The organism is Streptomyces sp. NPDC002209, assembly GCF_042890265.1.
Classification (GTDB): domain Bacteria; phylum Actinomycetota; class Actinomycetes; order Streptomycetales; family Streptomycetaceae; genus Streptomyces.
In genome coordinates, this window is sequence record NZ_JBIARX010000001.1 from 519,957 (window position 1) to 533,011 (window position 13,055).

13 protein-coding genes are annotated in these 13,055 nt (G+C 73.8%); 6 read left to right on the forward strand and 7 right to left on the reverse strand.

All coding sequences use genetic code 11. The annotated features are described in order from the left end of the window. Window positions 1-43 precede the first annotated feature (43 nt). The 3 genes from ACFYXK_RS02365 to ACFYXK_RS02375 all read right to left on the reverse strand — a co-directional run bounded on the left by ACFYXK_RS02365 (window position 44) and on the right by ACFYXK_RS02375 (window position 3,743). Window positions 44-715, reverse strand: a complete 672-nt coding sequence (locus ACFYXK_RS02365; RefSeq protein WP_389409440.1) for a PhzF family phenazine biosynthesis protein — start codon at window positions 713-715, stop codon at window positions 44-46. A 19-nt stretch (window positions 716-734) separates the two neighbouring features. Next, window positions 735-2,195, reverse strand: a complete 1,461-nt coding sequence (locus ACFYXK_RS02370) for an HtaA domain-containing protein (protein ID WP_389409441.1) — start codon at window positions 2,193-2,195, stop codon at window positions 735-737. Between the two features lie 75 nt (window positions 2,196-2,270). Beyond that, entirely contained in the window at window positions 2,271-3,743 is a 1,473-nt protein-coding gene (locus ACFYXK_RS02375) for an HtaA domain-containing protein (RefSeq protein WP_389409442.1), read from the reverse strand. A gap of 125 nt (window positions 3,744-3,868) precedes the next feature. On the opposite strand from ACFYXK_RS02375, the gene ACFYXK_RS02380 reads away from it, so the two are divergent. The 6 genes from ACFYXK_RS02380 (at window position 3,869) to efeU (ending at window position 10,510) form a co-directional block, all read left to right on the forward strand. Then, a complete protein-coding gene (locus tag ACFYXK_RS02380; protein ID WP_389409443.1) occupies window positions 3,869-4,906 on the forward strand; it encodes a hemin ABC transporter substrate-binding protein in 1,038 nt (345 codons plus the stop codon). A 1-nt stretch (window position 4,907) separates the two neighbouring features. Then, window positions 4,908-6,047, forward strand: coding sequence for a FecCD family ABC transporter permease (locus ACFYXK_RS02385; protein WP_389409444.1), 1,140 nt, complete (start codon window positions 4,908-4,910; stop codon window positions 6,045-6,047). Next, window positions 6,038-6,931, forward strand: a complete 894-nt coding sequence (locus tag ACFYXK_RS02390; protein WP_389409832.1) for a heme ABC transporter ATP-binding protein — start codon at window positions 6,038-6,040, stop codon at window positions 6,929-6,931. The genes ACFYXK_RS02385 and ACFYXK_RS02390 overlap by 10 nt, the downstream gene beginning before the upstream one ends. A 196-nt stretch (window positions 6,932-7,127) precedes the next feature. Beyond that, on the forward strand, window positions 7,128-8,276 hold the full coding sequence (gene efeO, locus ACFYXK_RS02395; RefSeq protein WP_389409445.1) for an iron uptake system protein EfeO: 1,149 nt from the start codon (window positions 7,128-7,130) through the stop codon (window positions 8,274-8,276). Window positions 8,277-8,298: 22 nt separating this feature from the next. Further along, complete coding sequence (efeB, locus tag ACFYXK_RS02400; RefSeq protein ID WP_389409446.1) at window positions 8,299-9,606, forward strand: iron uptake transporter deferrochelatase/peroxidase subunit; 1,308 nt, start codon at window positions 8,299-8,301, stop codon at window positions 9,604-9,606. Between the two features lie 25 nt (window positions 9,607-9,631). Continuing rightward, window positions 9,632-10,510 (forward strand): iron uptake transporter permease EfeU, encoded by an 879-nt coding sequence (gene efeU / locus ACFYXK_RS02405; protein WP_389409447.1) that lies wholly within the window; start codon window positions 9,632-9,634, stop codon window positions 10,508-10,510. A gap of 60 nt (window positions 10,511-10,570) precedes the next feature. On the opposite strand, the gene ACFYXK_RS02410 is transcribed toward efeU, so the two are convergent. The 4 genes from ACFYXK_RS02410 to ACFYXK_RS02425 all read right to left on the reverse strand — a co-directional run bounded on the left by ACFYXK_RS02410 (window position 10,571) and on the right by ACFYXK_RS02425 (window position 12,968). After that, entirely contained in the window at window positions 10,571-11,002 is a 432-nt protein-coding gene (locus ACFYXK_RS02410) for a GNAT family N-acetyltransferase (RefSeq protein ID WP_389409448.1), read from the reverse strand. Then, window positions 11,002-11,133 (reverse strand): hypothetical protein, encoded by a 132-nt coding sequence (locus tag ACFYXK_RS02415; RefSeq protein ID WP_389409449.1) that lies wholly within the window; start codon window positions 11,131-11,133, stop codon window positions 11,002-11,004. Before ACFYXK_RS02415 ends, ACFYXK_RS02410 begins: the two co-directional genes overlap by 1 nt. A 154-nt stretch (window positions 11,134-11,287) precedes the next feature. Beyond that, window positions 11,288-12,148: a PhzF family phenazine biosynthesis protein gene (locus tag ACFYXK_RS02420; protein ID WP_389409450.1), complete on the reverse strand. Its 861-nt coding sequence runs from the start codon at window positions 12,146-12,148 to the stop codon at window positions 11,288-11,290. A gap of 58 nt (window positions 12,149-12,206) precedes the next feature. Continuing rightward, a complete protein-coding gene (locus ACFYXK_RS02425; RefSeq protein WP_389409451.1) occupies window positions 12,207-12,968 on the reverse strand; it encodes an SDR family oxidoreductase in 762 nt (253 codons plus the stop codon). Window positions 12,969-13,055: the final 87 nt, after the last annotated feature.

Consider the following 13,055-nt stretch of genomic DNA (forward strand, 5'->3'; position numbering starts at 1 on the left):
CGAGGGGTCCGCACCGGCTCGGCGCGGGCCCCGCGGTGCGCGCCTACTCGGTCCGCGCCTCGGGGAGCCTCGCGAAGCGGACGCGGCCGCCGATCTCGACGGTGCCGTCCGGGCCGGGCGCGGTGAGGATCTGGGAGCCCGCGCCCTGGGTGATGTTCAGGGCGCGGTTCAGCTCGGCGGTCAGCAGTATCGCGGCCGATCCGGTGGCCTCGTCCTCGGCGATGACCCCGTCGGGGCGGCGCGGGAAGCCGCGGGCCCGGATGCGGCCCGCGGTCTCGTCCTCCCAGGCCCAGGCGTACAGCCAGCCCTCGCCGGGCGGCGGCGCGGGCAGCGCGTCGACCTCGGCGGGGCTCGCGTACTGCTCGGTGCGCTTGCCCTCGACCCACTCGGGGAGGGCCGTGATCCAGGTGAACTCCCCGTCGTCACGGGCCCATACGGAACCGGCCGGCGGCTGGAGCTCCTCGATGTCGAGCAGCCACGCGACCCCGACCAGCGGATGCCCGGCGAAGGACATCCGCGTCCCGGGTGTGCGGATGTCGACGACCCCGCGCTCGGGGTCGTCGACGAACACCGTCTCGCTGTAGCCGAGTTCGGCGGCCAGCGCCTGCCGCGACGCGTCGTCGGGGCAGGTCCGGCCGTCACGTACGACGCCCAGCAGGTTGCCGTGCCGTCCGTCGCCCGCGCAGAAGACCTTGAGCACATCGAGATCGTTCACGCGGGAATTGAAACACGGTTCAGATCCGGACGGCGCGCCGCCTGCGCGCGAGGAGGACCGCGCCGGCACCCGCCGCGACGACCGCACCCGAGGTGGCGAGCAGGGCTCCGGCCGGGATTTCGGCTCCGGTGCTGGCGAGGTTGCCGCCCACGCTGCCACCGCCGCCCACGGCGCCGCCCGTGCCGCCGGTCCCGCCGGCGGTGGCCGTCGTGGGGGTGGCGGTGGGCGCCGTGGTGGGGATGGCGACGTCCTTGTCGACGGACACGGAGAGGGTGACGGGGTCGGCCGGCTTGCCCTCGGCGTAGTCCGGGCTCGGGGCGCCGATGGCGGCGGCGCCCTCGGCGGTGAAGGCGGCCGGGACGGCGTTCAGGGTGAGCAGGCCGCCCGAGGTCCGGTACTCGCTCTTCGACAGGTCGAGCGTGGCGAAGGGGACGTCCGCCTTGGTGGCGGTGGGCGTCTTGACGTCCAGGACGAGGGTGCCCTTCGTGCCCTCGGCGTTGATGCGCAGGTTCCCGAAGGTCATGTCGATGCCGTGGTCGGCCCGCTGGAAGCGCAGGTTGCCCGCGAAGGAGGCGGTCAGCTTCTGCTTCTTGGCGTCGAGCTCGCCCTTGCCGAGGGGGAAGGCGAAGGTGTCGCCGCTCGCGACGGCTCCGCCCGCCGGGGCGACCGAGCCGCCGCCCTTCCCCACGTACGAGCGGAAGGAGTCCTTGACGCCCCAGGTCAGCCGGCCGCCGAGGAGCTGCTGCGGGCCGTCGGCCGCCGGGGAGCCCGCGCCCTGCGAGGGGGTCGAGGAGTTCGCCGGGGACGACGGGGACGGGGACGGGCCGGTGGAAGCCGGCGCCGACGTCGTCACGGACACGGAGGGAGAGGGGGACGGCTGCGCGAACTGCAGGGCTGCCGTGAGCGGGTCGCCGGCCAGGCCGACGTACTTGTCCGAACCCAGCTGCTCCGCAGCCTCCTTGGTGAGGGTGGTGCCCAGCTTGTCCATCGCGGGCCCGCCGAAGGCCACGTCCGCCATCGGGACGCCGGCGGTGAGGGTGCCGTTCTTGGTGACGTCGGCGGTCAGCTTCTTCGTCCCCGTGTCGAAGCGGAAGTCGGCGAGGGTCACCTTGAAGCCGTGGGCGGGCGCGTCGAAGGTGACGCTGCCCTTGAAGGCGGCCGTCACGACGTGTCCGCCGTCCTTGTCGTACCGCCCGGTCGCCGAACCGAAGCGGAAGGTGCCGTCCGCGTTCAGCGTGGCCCCGTCCGCCGGGGTGATCGTGCCCTTGGCGATGGTGAAGACGTACGAGCGGTAGCTCGCCAGGACGCCCCAGTCGAGGGTGCCGTTCACGATCGGTATCGGCGCGGCGGCGACGGCCGCGGGGGCCTGCCCGCCGCCGCCCACCGCCGTGGCGGGCAGGACGAAGGCGGTGGCGCCGAGCGCGGCGGCGGTGGCGACGGCGGCCGCGAGGGCGAGCGGACGGCGGCGGGACGAGGACATGGCGGGGGCCTCCTGAAAGGCGACGGGGGGTGGCTGACGGGGGGTGAGGTGCAAGGGCTGTCGGCGGGTGAGCGGTCAGGACTTGGACTGCTGCGCGTCCGCGGCTCCGGCAGGTGCGGCCGGGTCCGCCGCGGCGGCCTGGTCTGCCGCGGCGGCCTGCGTCCGGCGGTTGCGGTGCAGCACGAGGGAGGCCGCGCCGCCGGCCAGGACGAGGACGGCCACCCCGAGGGCGGCGTACAGCCCGGTGTTCGAGGACTCCCCCTCCTTCGCGGCGGGAGCGGCGGACGCGCCGGGGGCCGCAGGCGCGGCGGGCGAGGCCGTGGAGCCCAGGTCGGGCAGGGCCGGCAGCTTGGCAGTGGCGTCGAGTGCGACGGCGAGCGAGACGGGGTCCATCTCGGTGCCCGCCGCGTACATGGAGCCGAAGGCCTGCGAGCCGCCTTCGGTGAGGGCGGCCGGGGCTTCGGTGAGGGTGGCGAGGGCGCCCTCGGTCTTCAGTCCCCTGGCGTCGAACTCGACGAGCGCGACGGCGTTCTTCGTCTCGCTGCCGGTGGTGACGTCGGCGGACAGGACGCCCTTGCCGTTCTCCACCTTGACGCTCGGCTTGCCGAGCGTCAGGTCCAGATGGGCGCCGGTGAAGTGGACCGTGCCGGCGAAGACGGCGTCGAGGGTCCCCTTCCGGCCGTCGTACGTGCCCTTGCCCTGCGGGAAGCGGAACAGCGCGCCGCCGTCCTGGGCCCCCTCGGCGAGGGTCCACCTGCCCTGGCCGACGGAGCCGGTGACGTACTCGCGGAACGTGCGCCGCACACCCCAGTCGACGGCGGCGTCGGTGAACGCCCCCTGCGCGGCCTGCGGGGCCTGCGGGGCCTGGGCCGGGGTGCTCGGGGACGGCGGGGCCTCGGCGGCCGGGGCGGCCTTGACGTCGGCGGAGAGCGAGACGGGGTCGAGCTGCGCGCCCGCCGAGTAGTAGCCCGCGAAGGCCTCGGCGCCCTGGTCGGTGAGGGTGGCCGGGATGTCGGTCAGGGCGATCGGGCTGCCGCCGCCCTTCATGTTGACGCCACCGAGGCCGAGGGTGGCGAAGGGCACCTGGGTCCGGGTGGTGACCGCGCCGGTGTCCTTGGCCTTGCTGGAGACGTCCGCGTACAGGGTGCCGCTGCCGCCGTTGATCTTGATGGTGGGGCGGCTGACCGTCAGGTCCAGTTCGTACGAGCCGTCCGGCTTCCGGTGGCCCTGGAAGCCGACGCCGCCGGTGAAGGCGGCCTCGAAGGCACCGGTGTCCGGATCGTAGGAGCCGGTGGCCGAATGAAAGCGGAAGAGGCTGCCGCCGGCCGTGGCGGCACCGTTCTTCAGCTGGAAAGAGCCTTTTGCGACCGGGCCGGTGACATAACTCTGGAAGGACGATTTGATGCCCCAGTCGAGCCGCCCTCCCTGCACGGTGCGGCCGGCCGCATGGGCGGCGGTGGCCGGGAGCAGGGCGCCCAACAGGGCCGCCAAGGCCGCCAGGGCTGCCAACAGGGCGACTGCGGATGCGCGGGCGGGTCGCGAGGGCATGAATGCCCCTTCCGGGTCTGGTTAATAAGGTTAGGCTAACCTAAGCTACCTCCAGCCGGAGGGGAACCCCCGGCTCCCCGGAACCTCAGCCCGACCTCCAGCCGGACGATCAGGACGGTGCCTTCGTGCCTACGCCCGCCGCGTCAACCCGCCTCCCCCGCCGCGCCCTTGCCCTCGCGCTGACCTTCTCCGCGCTGGCTCTGGCCGCCCTGACGGGTTGTGCGGGCACGTCCGCCACCGGACCCGGCGCCGCCGCCCGCCCGGCCGCCGCGCCGGACCGGGTGGAGCCGCTCACCCCGGCGCCGCTGCCGGCGCTCCCGGTGACCGTGCCCTCGGCCGACGGCCGCCAGGTGACGGTGACCTCGGCGGAGCGGGTGGTCCCGCTGACGGGCAGCCTCAACGAGATCGTCCAGACGCTGGGCCTCGGCCCCCGGGTCGTCGCCCGCGACATCACGGCCACCTTCGAACAGGCCGCGCAACTGCCGGTGGTGACGCGGGGCCACGACGTCTCGGCGGAGAGCGTGCTCTCGCTGCGCCCGACGCTGGTGCTGGCCGAGACCACCTCCGGCCCGGCCGAGGCGATCGGGCAGATCCGCGACGCGGGCATCCCGCTGCTGGTGGTGGCCCCGGCCAAGTCGCTGGAGGACGTACCGAAGCGGATCGAGACGGTGGCCGGCGCGCTGGGCGTGCGGGACGCCGGGGCGCAGCTGAACCGGCGCACCGCGGACCGGATCTCCGCCGCCCGCAAGGGCATCCCCGCCGATGCGGCCACCGGGAGGAAGCCGCGGGTGGCGTTCCTCTACCTGCGCGGCACCGCGTCCGTGTACCTGATGGGCGGCTCCGACTCGGGCGCGGCCTCGCTGCTCGAAGCGGCCGGCGCCGTGGACACGGGCAAGGAGTCGGGGCTCGGCAAGGACTTCACGCCGATCACGAGCGAGGCGCTGGCGGCTGCCGCGCCCGACGCGATCCTGGTGATGTCCAAGGGGCTGGAGTCCGTGGGCGGTACGGACGGCCTGGTGAAGATCCCGGGCGTCGCGCAGACCCCGGCGGGGATGGACCGGCGGGTCGTCAGCGTCGACGACGGCGTGCTGTTGAACTACGGCCCCCGGACCGACCAGGTGTTGAGCTCGCTGATCTCCCAGCTGTACGGAAAGACCGCGTGACGTGACGGGACAGGACACGGGCGCGGCCACGGCCGCGTTGACGGGGGCGGCCCCGGGGACCGCGGCGCCGCGAACGCCGGCGGAGCCGGATCCGCCCCGGGCGGGCAGGGCGCCCCGCCGCAGCGGTGGCTGGTTGACCGTGGGGCTGGTCCTCGTGCTCGGCGGGCTGGCGCTGGTGTCCGCCGGGGTCGGGGCCTACGGGATTCCCGTCGGGGACGTGCTCGGCTCCGCGCAGCACCGGCTGGGGCTCGGCGGGGCCGCGCTCGACCGGGTCGGCGAGAGCGTGCTGTGGAACGTACGGCTCCCCCGGGTGGTCCTCGCCCTGCTCGTCGGCGCGAGCCTGGGCTGCGCGGGGGCCCTGATGCAGGGGGTGTTCGGCAATCCGCTCGCCGAGCCCGGCGTCATCGGGATCTCCGCGGGCGCCGCCGTCGGCGCGGTGGCCGCCATCGGGCTCGGGCTCAGCTTCCTCGGCAACTGGACCGTCACCGCCTGCGCGTTCGTCGCGGGACTCGTCACCGTCGGCTCCGTCTACCTCCTCTCCCGCAACGGCGGCAGGACCGAGGTCGTCACCCTCATCCTCACCGGCATCGCCGTCAACGCCTTCGCCGGCGCCCTGATCGGCCTGTTCGTCTTCTTCGCGGACAGCGGGCAGGTCAACCAGATCACCTTCTGGCAGCTCGGCTCCCTCGCCCAGGCCACCTGGCCCAAGGTGCTCGCCGTCCTGCCCTGCGCGCTCGCCGGCCTGCTGGTCGCCCCCTTCTACGCCCGCAAGCTGGACCTGCTCTCGCTGGGCGAGCGGCCCGCCCGCCATCTCGGCGTGGACGTGGAGCGGCTGCGCCTCGCGCTCATCCTCGTCGTCGCGCTGCTGACCGCGGCCGCCGTCGCCGTGGCCGGCGTCATCACCTTCGTCGGGCTGCTCGTCCCGCACCTGCTGCGCATGGCGAACGGCCCCGGCCACCGCTTCCTGGTCCCGGGCAGCGCCCTCGCCGGCGCCGTGGTCCTGCTCGGGGGCGATCTGGCCGCCCGGACCATCGCCCGGCCCGCCGAGCTGCCGCTCGGTGTGCTGACCGCCCTGATCGGCAGCCCGTTCTTCTTCCTGCTGCTGCGCCGCACCCGCCGCAAGCAGGGAGGCTGGGCGTGAACCTCCCCTCCTTGCGGCGCAGCAGGCGCGGTGTCCCCGCCCGGCCGGCCCCCGGCGCCGCCTTCGCCGAGGCCGTCGGCCTGCGTGTCCGGCTCGGCGGGCGCGAGGTGCTGGCCGGGATCGACCTGACCGCGCGGGCCGGCGAGGTGCTGGCCCTGGTCGGCCCGAACGGCGCCGGCAAGTCCACCCTGCTGGCCGCCCTCGCGGCCGATCTGCCCGCTGCCGAGGGCCTCGTACGGATCGACGGGTGCCCGGTGGGCGACTGGGCGGCCCCGGATCTGGCCCTGCGCCGGTCCGTGCTCCCCCAGTCCGCGGAGATGTCCTTCCCCTTCCCGGTGGGGGACGTCGTACGGATGGGCCGCGCCCCCTGGGCGGGCACACCGCTCGCCGACACCGACGAGGAGGCGGTGGCCGCCGCCATGGCCGCGACGGAGGTGGCCGGCTTCGCCGCCCGCCCCTTCTCCGCGCTCTCCGGCGGTGAACGGGCCCGGGTCGCGCTGGCCCGGGTGCTGGCCCAGCAGGCCCCGCTGCTGCTGCTCGACGAGCCGACCGCGGCCCTGGACCTGCGCCACCAGGAGCTGGTGCTGCGGATCTGCCGGGAGCGGGCCGCGGCCGGTGACGCGGTGGTGGTCGTCCTGCACGACCTGGGCCTGGCCGCCGCGTACGCCGACCGGGCCGCCGTACTGCACGAGGGGCGGATCGCGGCGTACGGTCCGCCGGCCGAGGTCTTCGGGGACGAGCTGCTGAGCCGGGTCTACCGGCAGGCCGTGGAGGTCCTCCCGCATCCGCGGACCGGGATCCCGCTCGTGGTCCCCGTACGGGACGACGGCAGCTGCGCCATGACGGCGGCCCTTCCGCCGTACGGAACGGTCACCTCGGCTTGACCTGGGCTTGACCATCCCGTGGTCTGCTCCTGGAAGGGCCGTGACGACCCCGTGTCCGGCGGTCGGACGTGTGGGCTGAATCACTGGACGCGCGGGTATGGGTCAGGTAAGCCTCGGTTAAGTTAGGTCCGCCTCACCGGCCGCCCCTCCTGATCGGGGCGGCCGTCTGCCGAACGCCAGACAGCCAGGAGCCCGCATGCGTCCCGCCCGCCTCACCGTCCTCACCGCGGTCGCCGCCGTTGCCGCGCTCACCGCCGTCACCGGCTGCGCCGAGAAGAGCGGCGCCGGCGACGGGGCGGTCAAGGTCGCCGCCTCCGACAGCGCGTGCGAGGTCTCCAAGACCGAGTTCCCGGCCGGAAAGGTCACCCTCGAGGTCGAGAACAAGGGCTCCAAGGTCACCGAGGTCTACGTCCTCTTCCCGGACGACCGCATCGTCGCCGAGCGCGAGAACATCGGCCCCGGCACCAAGGCCTCCATCACCGCGGAGATCAAGGCCGGCGACTACGAGATCTCGTGCAAGCCCGGTATGAAGGGCGACGGCATCCGCCAGAAGGTCAAGGCCACGGGCAACGGTGCCGCCGAGAAGCGCAGCCCCGAGCTGGACGCCGCGGTCGCCGAGTACCGCAAGTACGTGCAGGAGCAGGCCGACGAGACCCTCCCCAAGGCGCAGGCCTTCGCGGACGCGGTCAAGGCCGGCGACCTCGAGGCCGCCAAGAAGGCGTACGCCGCGTCGCGCATCGGCTGGGAGCGCACCGAGCCGGTCGCCGAGTCCTTCGGTGACATCGACCCGAAGGTCGACGTCCGCGAGGACGGCCTGGAGGCCGGCCAGGACCCGGCGAAGGACTGGACCGGCTGGCACCGCCTGGAGAAGGCCCTGTTCGCCGACAAGAAGATCGGCGACGACGAGAAGAAGCTGGCCGACCAGCTGATCACCGACCTCACCGACTGGCAGAAGAAGGTCGGCCAGGCGGAGATCACCCCCACCTCGATGGCGAACGGTGCCAAGGAGCTGCTGGACGAGGTCGCCAGCGGCAAGGTCACCGGTGAGGAAGAGCGCTACAGCCACACCGACCTGGTCGACTTCAAGGCCAACGTCGAGGGCGCCCAGAAGGCCTACGAGCTGCTCAAGCCGGTCGCCGCGAAGAACGACCCGGCCCTGTCCGCGGAGCTGGACAAGCAGTTCGCCGCGATGAACACGCTGCTCGACAAGTACCGCGCCGACAAGAACGGCTACGACTTCGCGTCGTACGAGACCGTCGGCCCGGAGCAGCGCAAGGAGCTCTCGGACGCGGTCAGCGCCCTCGGGGAGCCGCTGTCCAAGCTCGCCGCCGCCGTCGCCAAGTAATCGCGTATCAGGGGTAACGGACATGTCTGACGACACCAGCACCACCGCAGGGGCCACCGAGGCCGCCGCCGCCGGCGACGCCGCCGGTGAGACCACCGGCGGGCCGTCCCGCCGGGCCCTGCTCGGCTGGGGCGGTGCCGGGCTCGCGCTCGGCGCGGCCGCGGCGGGCGGTACGGTCGCCGCGCTCACCAGCACCTCGGACGCCGTTCCGGCTGCGCTCAGCGGCTCCGCCGTGCCGTTCCACGGCGCGCACCAGGCCGGTATCGCCTCCGCCGTCCAGGACCGGCTGCACTTCGCCGCGTTCGACGTGAAGACGAAGGACCGCGCGGAGCTCGTCCAGCTCCTCAAGGACTGGACGCGGGCGGCCGAGCGGATGACCGCCGGTCTCCCCGTCGGCGAGGGCGCGGTCGGCGGCCTCCCCGAGGCCCCGCCGGACGACACCGGTGAGGCGCTCGGCCTCAAGCCGTCCCGGCTGACGCTGACCATCGGTTTCGGCCCCTCGCTCTTCGCCAAGGACCGGTTCGGCCTGGAGGGCAGGCGCCCCGAGGCCCTGGTCGACCTCGAGCAGTTCCCCGGCGACAACCTGGACCCGGCCAAGAGCGGCGGCGACCTCTGCGTGCAGGCCTGCGCGGACGACCCGCAGGTCGCGGTGCACGCGATCCGCCAGCTCGCCCGCATCGGCTTCGGCAAGGCGGCGGTGCGCTGGTCGCAGCTCGGCTTCGGCAAGACCTCGTCCACCACCCCGGACCAGCAGACCCCGCGCAACATGATGGGCTTCAAGGACGGCACCCGGAACATCGCGGGCACCGACACCGCCGCCCTCGACAAGCACGTGTGGGTCGCGGACGAGGCCAAGGGCGACTCGGCGTGGATGGCCGGCGGCTCGTACCTGGTCGCCCGCCGGATCCGGATGCACATCGAGACCTGGGACCGCACTCCGCTCCAGGAGCAGGAGGACATCTTCGGCCGCGACAAGGCCGAGGGCGCGCCGGTCGGCAAGTCCAAGGAGCGCGACGAGCCGTTCCTCAAGGCGATGAAGCCGGAGGCGCACGTCCGCCTCGCGCACCCCGACAGCAACAACGGCGTGACGATCCTGCGCCGCGGCTACTCGTTCACCGACGGCACGGACGGACTGGGCCGGCTCGACGCGGGCCTGTTCTTCCTCGCCTACCAGCGCGACGTCCGCAAGGGCTTCGTCCCGCTCCAGCGCAACCTGTCCAAGAACGACGCGCTGAACGAGTACATCCAGCACGTGGGCTCGGCCGTCTTCGCCGTCCCGCCGGGCGTCCAGAACAAGGACGACTGGTGGGGCCGGGCGCTGTTCGCGTAGTTCCCCGGCAAGGAAAGGAACCGACGTGTTCAGCAACTATCTGATCGGCCTGCGCGAGGGGCTCGAGGCCAGTCTGGTCGTCTGCATCCTCATCGCGTACCTGGTGAAGACCGGGAACAAGGACAAGCTGGGACCGCTGTGGCTCGGCGTCGGCCTCGCGGCCGCGCTCAGCCTGGCCTTCGGCGCGGCGCTCGAGTTCGGCACCTCGGAGCTCACGTTCCAGGCGCAGGAGGCGATCGGCGGCAGCCTGTCCATCGTCTCGGTGGGCCTGGTGACGTGGATGGTCTTCTGGATGAAGCGCACCGCGCGGCACATGAAGAGCGAGCTGCAGGGCAAGCTCGACGCGGCCCTCGCGATGGGCACGGGCGCCCTGGTGACGACGGCGTTCCTGGCCGTCGGCCGGGAGGGCCTGGAGACCTCGCTGTTCGTGTGGCGGTCGGTCCACGCGGCCGGTGACGGCGCGGGTCCGCTGGTGGGCGTGCTGCTGGGCATCGGTTCGTCGATCGTGCTGGGCTGGCTGTTCTACCGCGGCGCGCTGAAGATCAACCTGTCCAAGTTCTTCACGTGGACCGGCGGCATGCTGGTCGTGGTCGCCGCGGGCGTGCTCGCGTACGGGGTCCACGACCTCCAGGAGGCCGAGTTCCTGCCCGGCCTCATGAACAAGGCCTTCGACGTCTCCTCGGCGGTCCCGCCGGACAGCTGGTACGGGACGCTGCTGAAGGGCACGTTCAACTTCCAGCCGGACCCGACCTGGCTCCAGGTCGCGGTGTGGGGGCTGTACCTGGTCCCGACGCTGCTCCTGTTCTTCGGGGTGTTCGGCCGTACGACGGCTGCGGCGGCCCCGGCAGCGCCGGCAGCGCCGGCGAAGGCGGTCTCCGCGGAGGCCGAGACCAGCGGCTCGTAAGGCATGCGGAAGGGGCCCGGATCGAAATGATCCGGGCCCCTTCCGCATGTCCGGGCCGGGTCACCAGAGGCGGTCGACGAGCCCCGGGTACAAGGCGATCCGCGCCCCCGCGAAGGCCGCGGGGGCGGTGTCCGGGCCGGGGAAGTCGGCCAGGACCTCCTTGTCGAAGCCGGGCGCGTCCGTGGCCAGCGGCTCCTCGGGCGTCCCGCCGACCAGTACGGTCCCGGGCAGCCGGGTGAAGCCGGCCGCCTCGTAGAAGGGGACGAGGGGCCGGTCGCAGCTGAACAGCACGAGGTCCACGGCCGGGTCGGCGGCCAGCGCCGCGCGGGCGGCCGCCACCAGCCGGCCGCCGTACCCGCGGCCCCGCGCGGTGTGCCGGGTCACCACCGCGCTCAGCCCGGCGGCCCGGTACGTGCGCCCCGCGTGCCGCATTTCCTTGAACAGCAGCGCGAGGGAGGCGGCCACCGTGCCGTCGTCGTCGACGAGTGCCATCACGCGGGGGGGGCGAGCGCCGGGTCGTGCCCGGCACCGGAGCCGGGCCAGGCCTGCGCCTCCAAGTCCGCGATCTGCTCGGCCAGGCCGACCGGGAGCCCGGCCTCCTCGTACGCCAGCACCCTCGTCACGTGCGGGCCTCCGCTTCGAACCGCGGGTTCCTGCCGCGAGCCGGGGCCGCGTCCCGCGCGGACGGGTGCTCCGGCCGCGCGGGCGCCCGGCCCGTGCCGGCCGGCCGGGCACCGGCACGGGCGACGGGTGCCACCGCCGGCCGCAGGCCCTGGCTCATCCGATACGGACCCCGCCGCCGCCGACCCGCACCCGGGAGTCGCCGGCACGGAGTTCCACCGTCAAAACGCCCGGACGGCCCATGTCCTCGCCCTGGCGGAGGGTGAGCACCGCGTCCGCCGGGGCCAGGCCGAGCTCGCGCGCGTACGCCCCGAAGGCGGCCGCGGCGGCTCCGGTCGCCGGGTCCTCCACGACGCCGCCGACCGGGAAGGGGTCCCGTACGTCGAACAGCGCCGGACCCGCCCGGTGCACCAGCTGGACGGTGGTCAGGTCCAGGCGCCGCATCAGCGCCTCCAGCCGGGGGAAGTCGTACGCGAGGTCCGCGAGCCGGGCCCGGGTGGCGGCGCCGAGCACCAGGTGGCGGGCTCCGGCGTAGGCGATCCGGGGCGGGATGGCCGGGTCCAGGTCGGCCTGCGGCCAGTCCAGCGCGGCCAGCGCCTCCGCGAGGTCGGCCGGGTCGACGTCCTCGACGTGCGGCTCGACGCTGGTCAGGACGGCCCGCAGGCCGCCCTGCCCGTCCGCGGTCACCGACACCGGCACCGTGCCCGCGCGGGTCGCGAAGACCAGCTCGCCCGGCCCGATCCGCTCGCCCAGCGCGACGGCGGTGGCCACGGTGGCGTGCCCGCAGAAGGGGACCTCCGCCTTCGGGCTGAAGTACCGCACGGTGAAGGCCCGTCCGGGCTCCCCGCCCAGGCCCTCGGGCGGGTCGGTGAGGAAGGCCGTCTCGCTGTAGCCCAGCTCGGCGGCGATCCGGAGCATGCCGGCCTCGTCCAGTCCGGTCGCATCGAGCACGACCCCGGCGGGATTGCCGCCGGCCGGGTCGTCAGAGAAGGCGGTGTAACGCAACACGTCAGTCATGATCACCCCAACTCCCGGCCCTGCACGGGCATTCCCGCGGCTCCGGCCCGGCCTGGGATCAGCCGCGCCCGATGTACGGCATCGTCGTCGCCATCACCGTCGCGAACTGCACGTTCGCCTCCAGCGGCAGCTGCGCCATGTGCAGCACCGTGCGCGCCACGTCGGCGGCGTCCATCACCGGCTCGACCGCCAGCTGCCCGTTCGCCTGGAGGATCCCGGTCTGCATCCGCTCGGTCATCTCGGTGGCCGCGTTGCCGATGTCGATCTGCCCGCAGGCGATCCGGTACGGCCGCCCGTCCAGCGACAGCGACTTCGTCAGGCCCGTCATCGCGTGCTTGGTCGCGGTGTAGGCGACCGAGTTCGGCCGCGGCACGTGCGCGGAGATCGAGCCGTTGTTGATGATCCGGCCGCCCTGCGGGTCCTGAGCCTTCATCTGCCGGAAGGCCGCCTGCGCGCACAGGAAGGACCCGGTCAGGTTGACGTCGACCACCGAGCGCCAGGCCTCGTACGTGAGGTCCTCCAGCGGGACGCCGCCCGGGCCGAAGGTCCCGGCGTTGTTGAAGAGGAGATCGAGGCGCCCGTAGTGCTCGCGGACCGCGGCGAACAGCGCGGCCACGTCGTCCGGATCGCTCACGTCCGCCCGTACGCACAGCACGTCCGCGCCGGCCCCGGCCGCCTTCGCCGTCTCCTCCAGCGGTTCGGTCCGGCGGCCGGCGACGGCCACCGACCAGCCGGCGGCGGCCAGGGCCAGCGCCACGGAGCGGCCGATGCCGGAGCCCGCTCCGGTGACCAGGGCGATCTTCTTCCCACTTGCGTTCATGGGGCCGCAGGGTACGTCACATGTCGCATCGGTCCACGGACGTTCCGACAGCTGAGAGCATGGGTCGGTCGGGGGTGTGAAAAGACG

Bases quoted from the DNA above. Each gene is read 5' to 3' on its own strand.
- ACFYXK_RS02370 (WP_389409441.1), bottom strand. From the start codon at position 2,195: ATGTCCTCGTCCCGCCGCCGTCCGCTCGCCCTCGCGGCCGCCGTCGCC.
- ACFYXK_RS02375 (WP_389409442.1), bottom strand. From the start codon at position 3,743: ATGCCCTCGCGACCCGCCCGCGCATCCGCAGTCGCCCTGTTGGCAGCC.
- efeO (WP_389409445.1), top strand. From the start codon at position 7,128: ATGCGTCCCGCCCGCCTCACCGTCCTCACCGCGGTCGCCGCCGTTGCC.
- efeB (WP_389409446.1), top strand. From the start codon at position 8,299: ATGTCTGACGACACCAGCACCACCGCAGGGGCCACCGAGGCCGCCGCC.
- ACFYXK_RS02410 (WP_389409448.1), bottom strand. From the start codon at position 11,002: ATGGCACTCGTCGACGACGACGGCACGGTGGCCGCCTCCCTCGCGCTG.
- ACFYXK_RS02420 (WP_389409450.1), bottom strand. From the start codon at position 12,148: ATGACTGACGTGTTGCGTTACACCGCCTTCTCTGACGACCCGGCCGGC.
- ACFYXK_RS02425 (WP_389409451.1), bottom strand. From the start codon at position 12,968: ATGAACGCAAGTGGGAAGAAGATCGCCCTGGTCACCGGAGCGGGCTCC.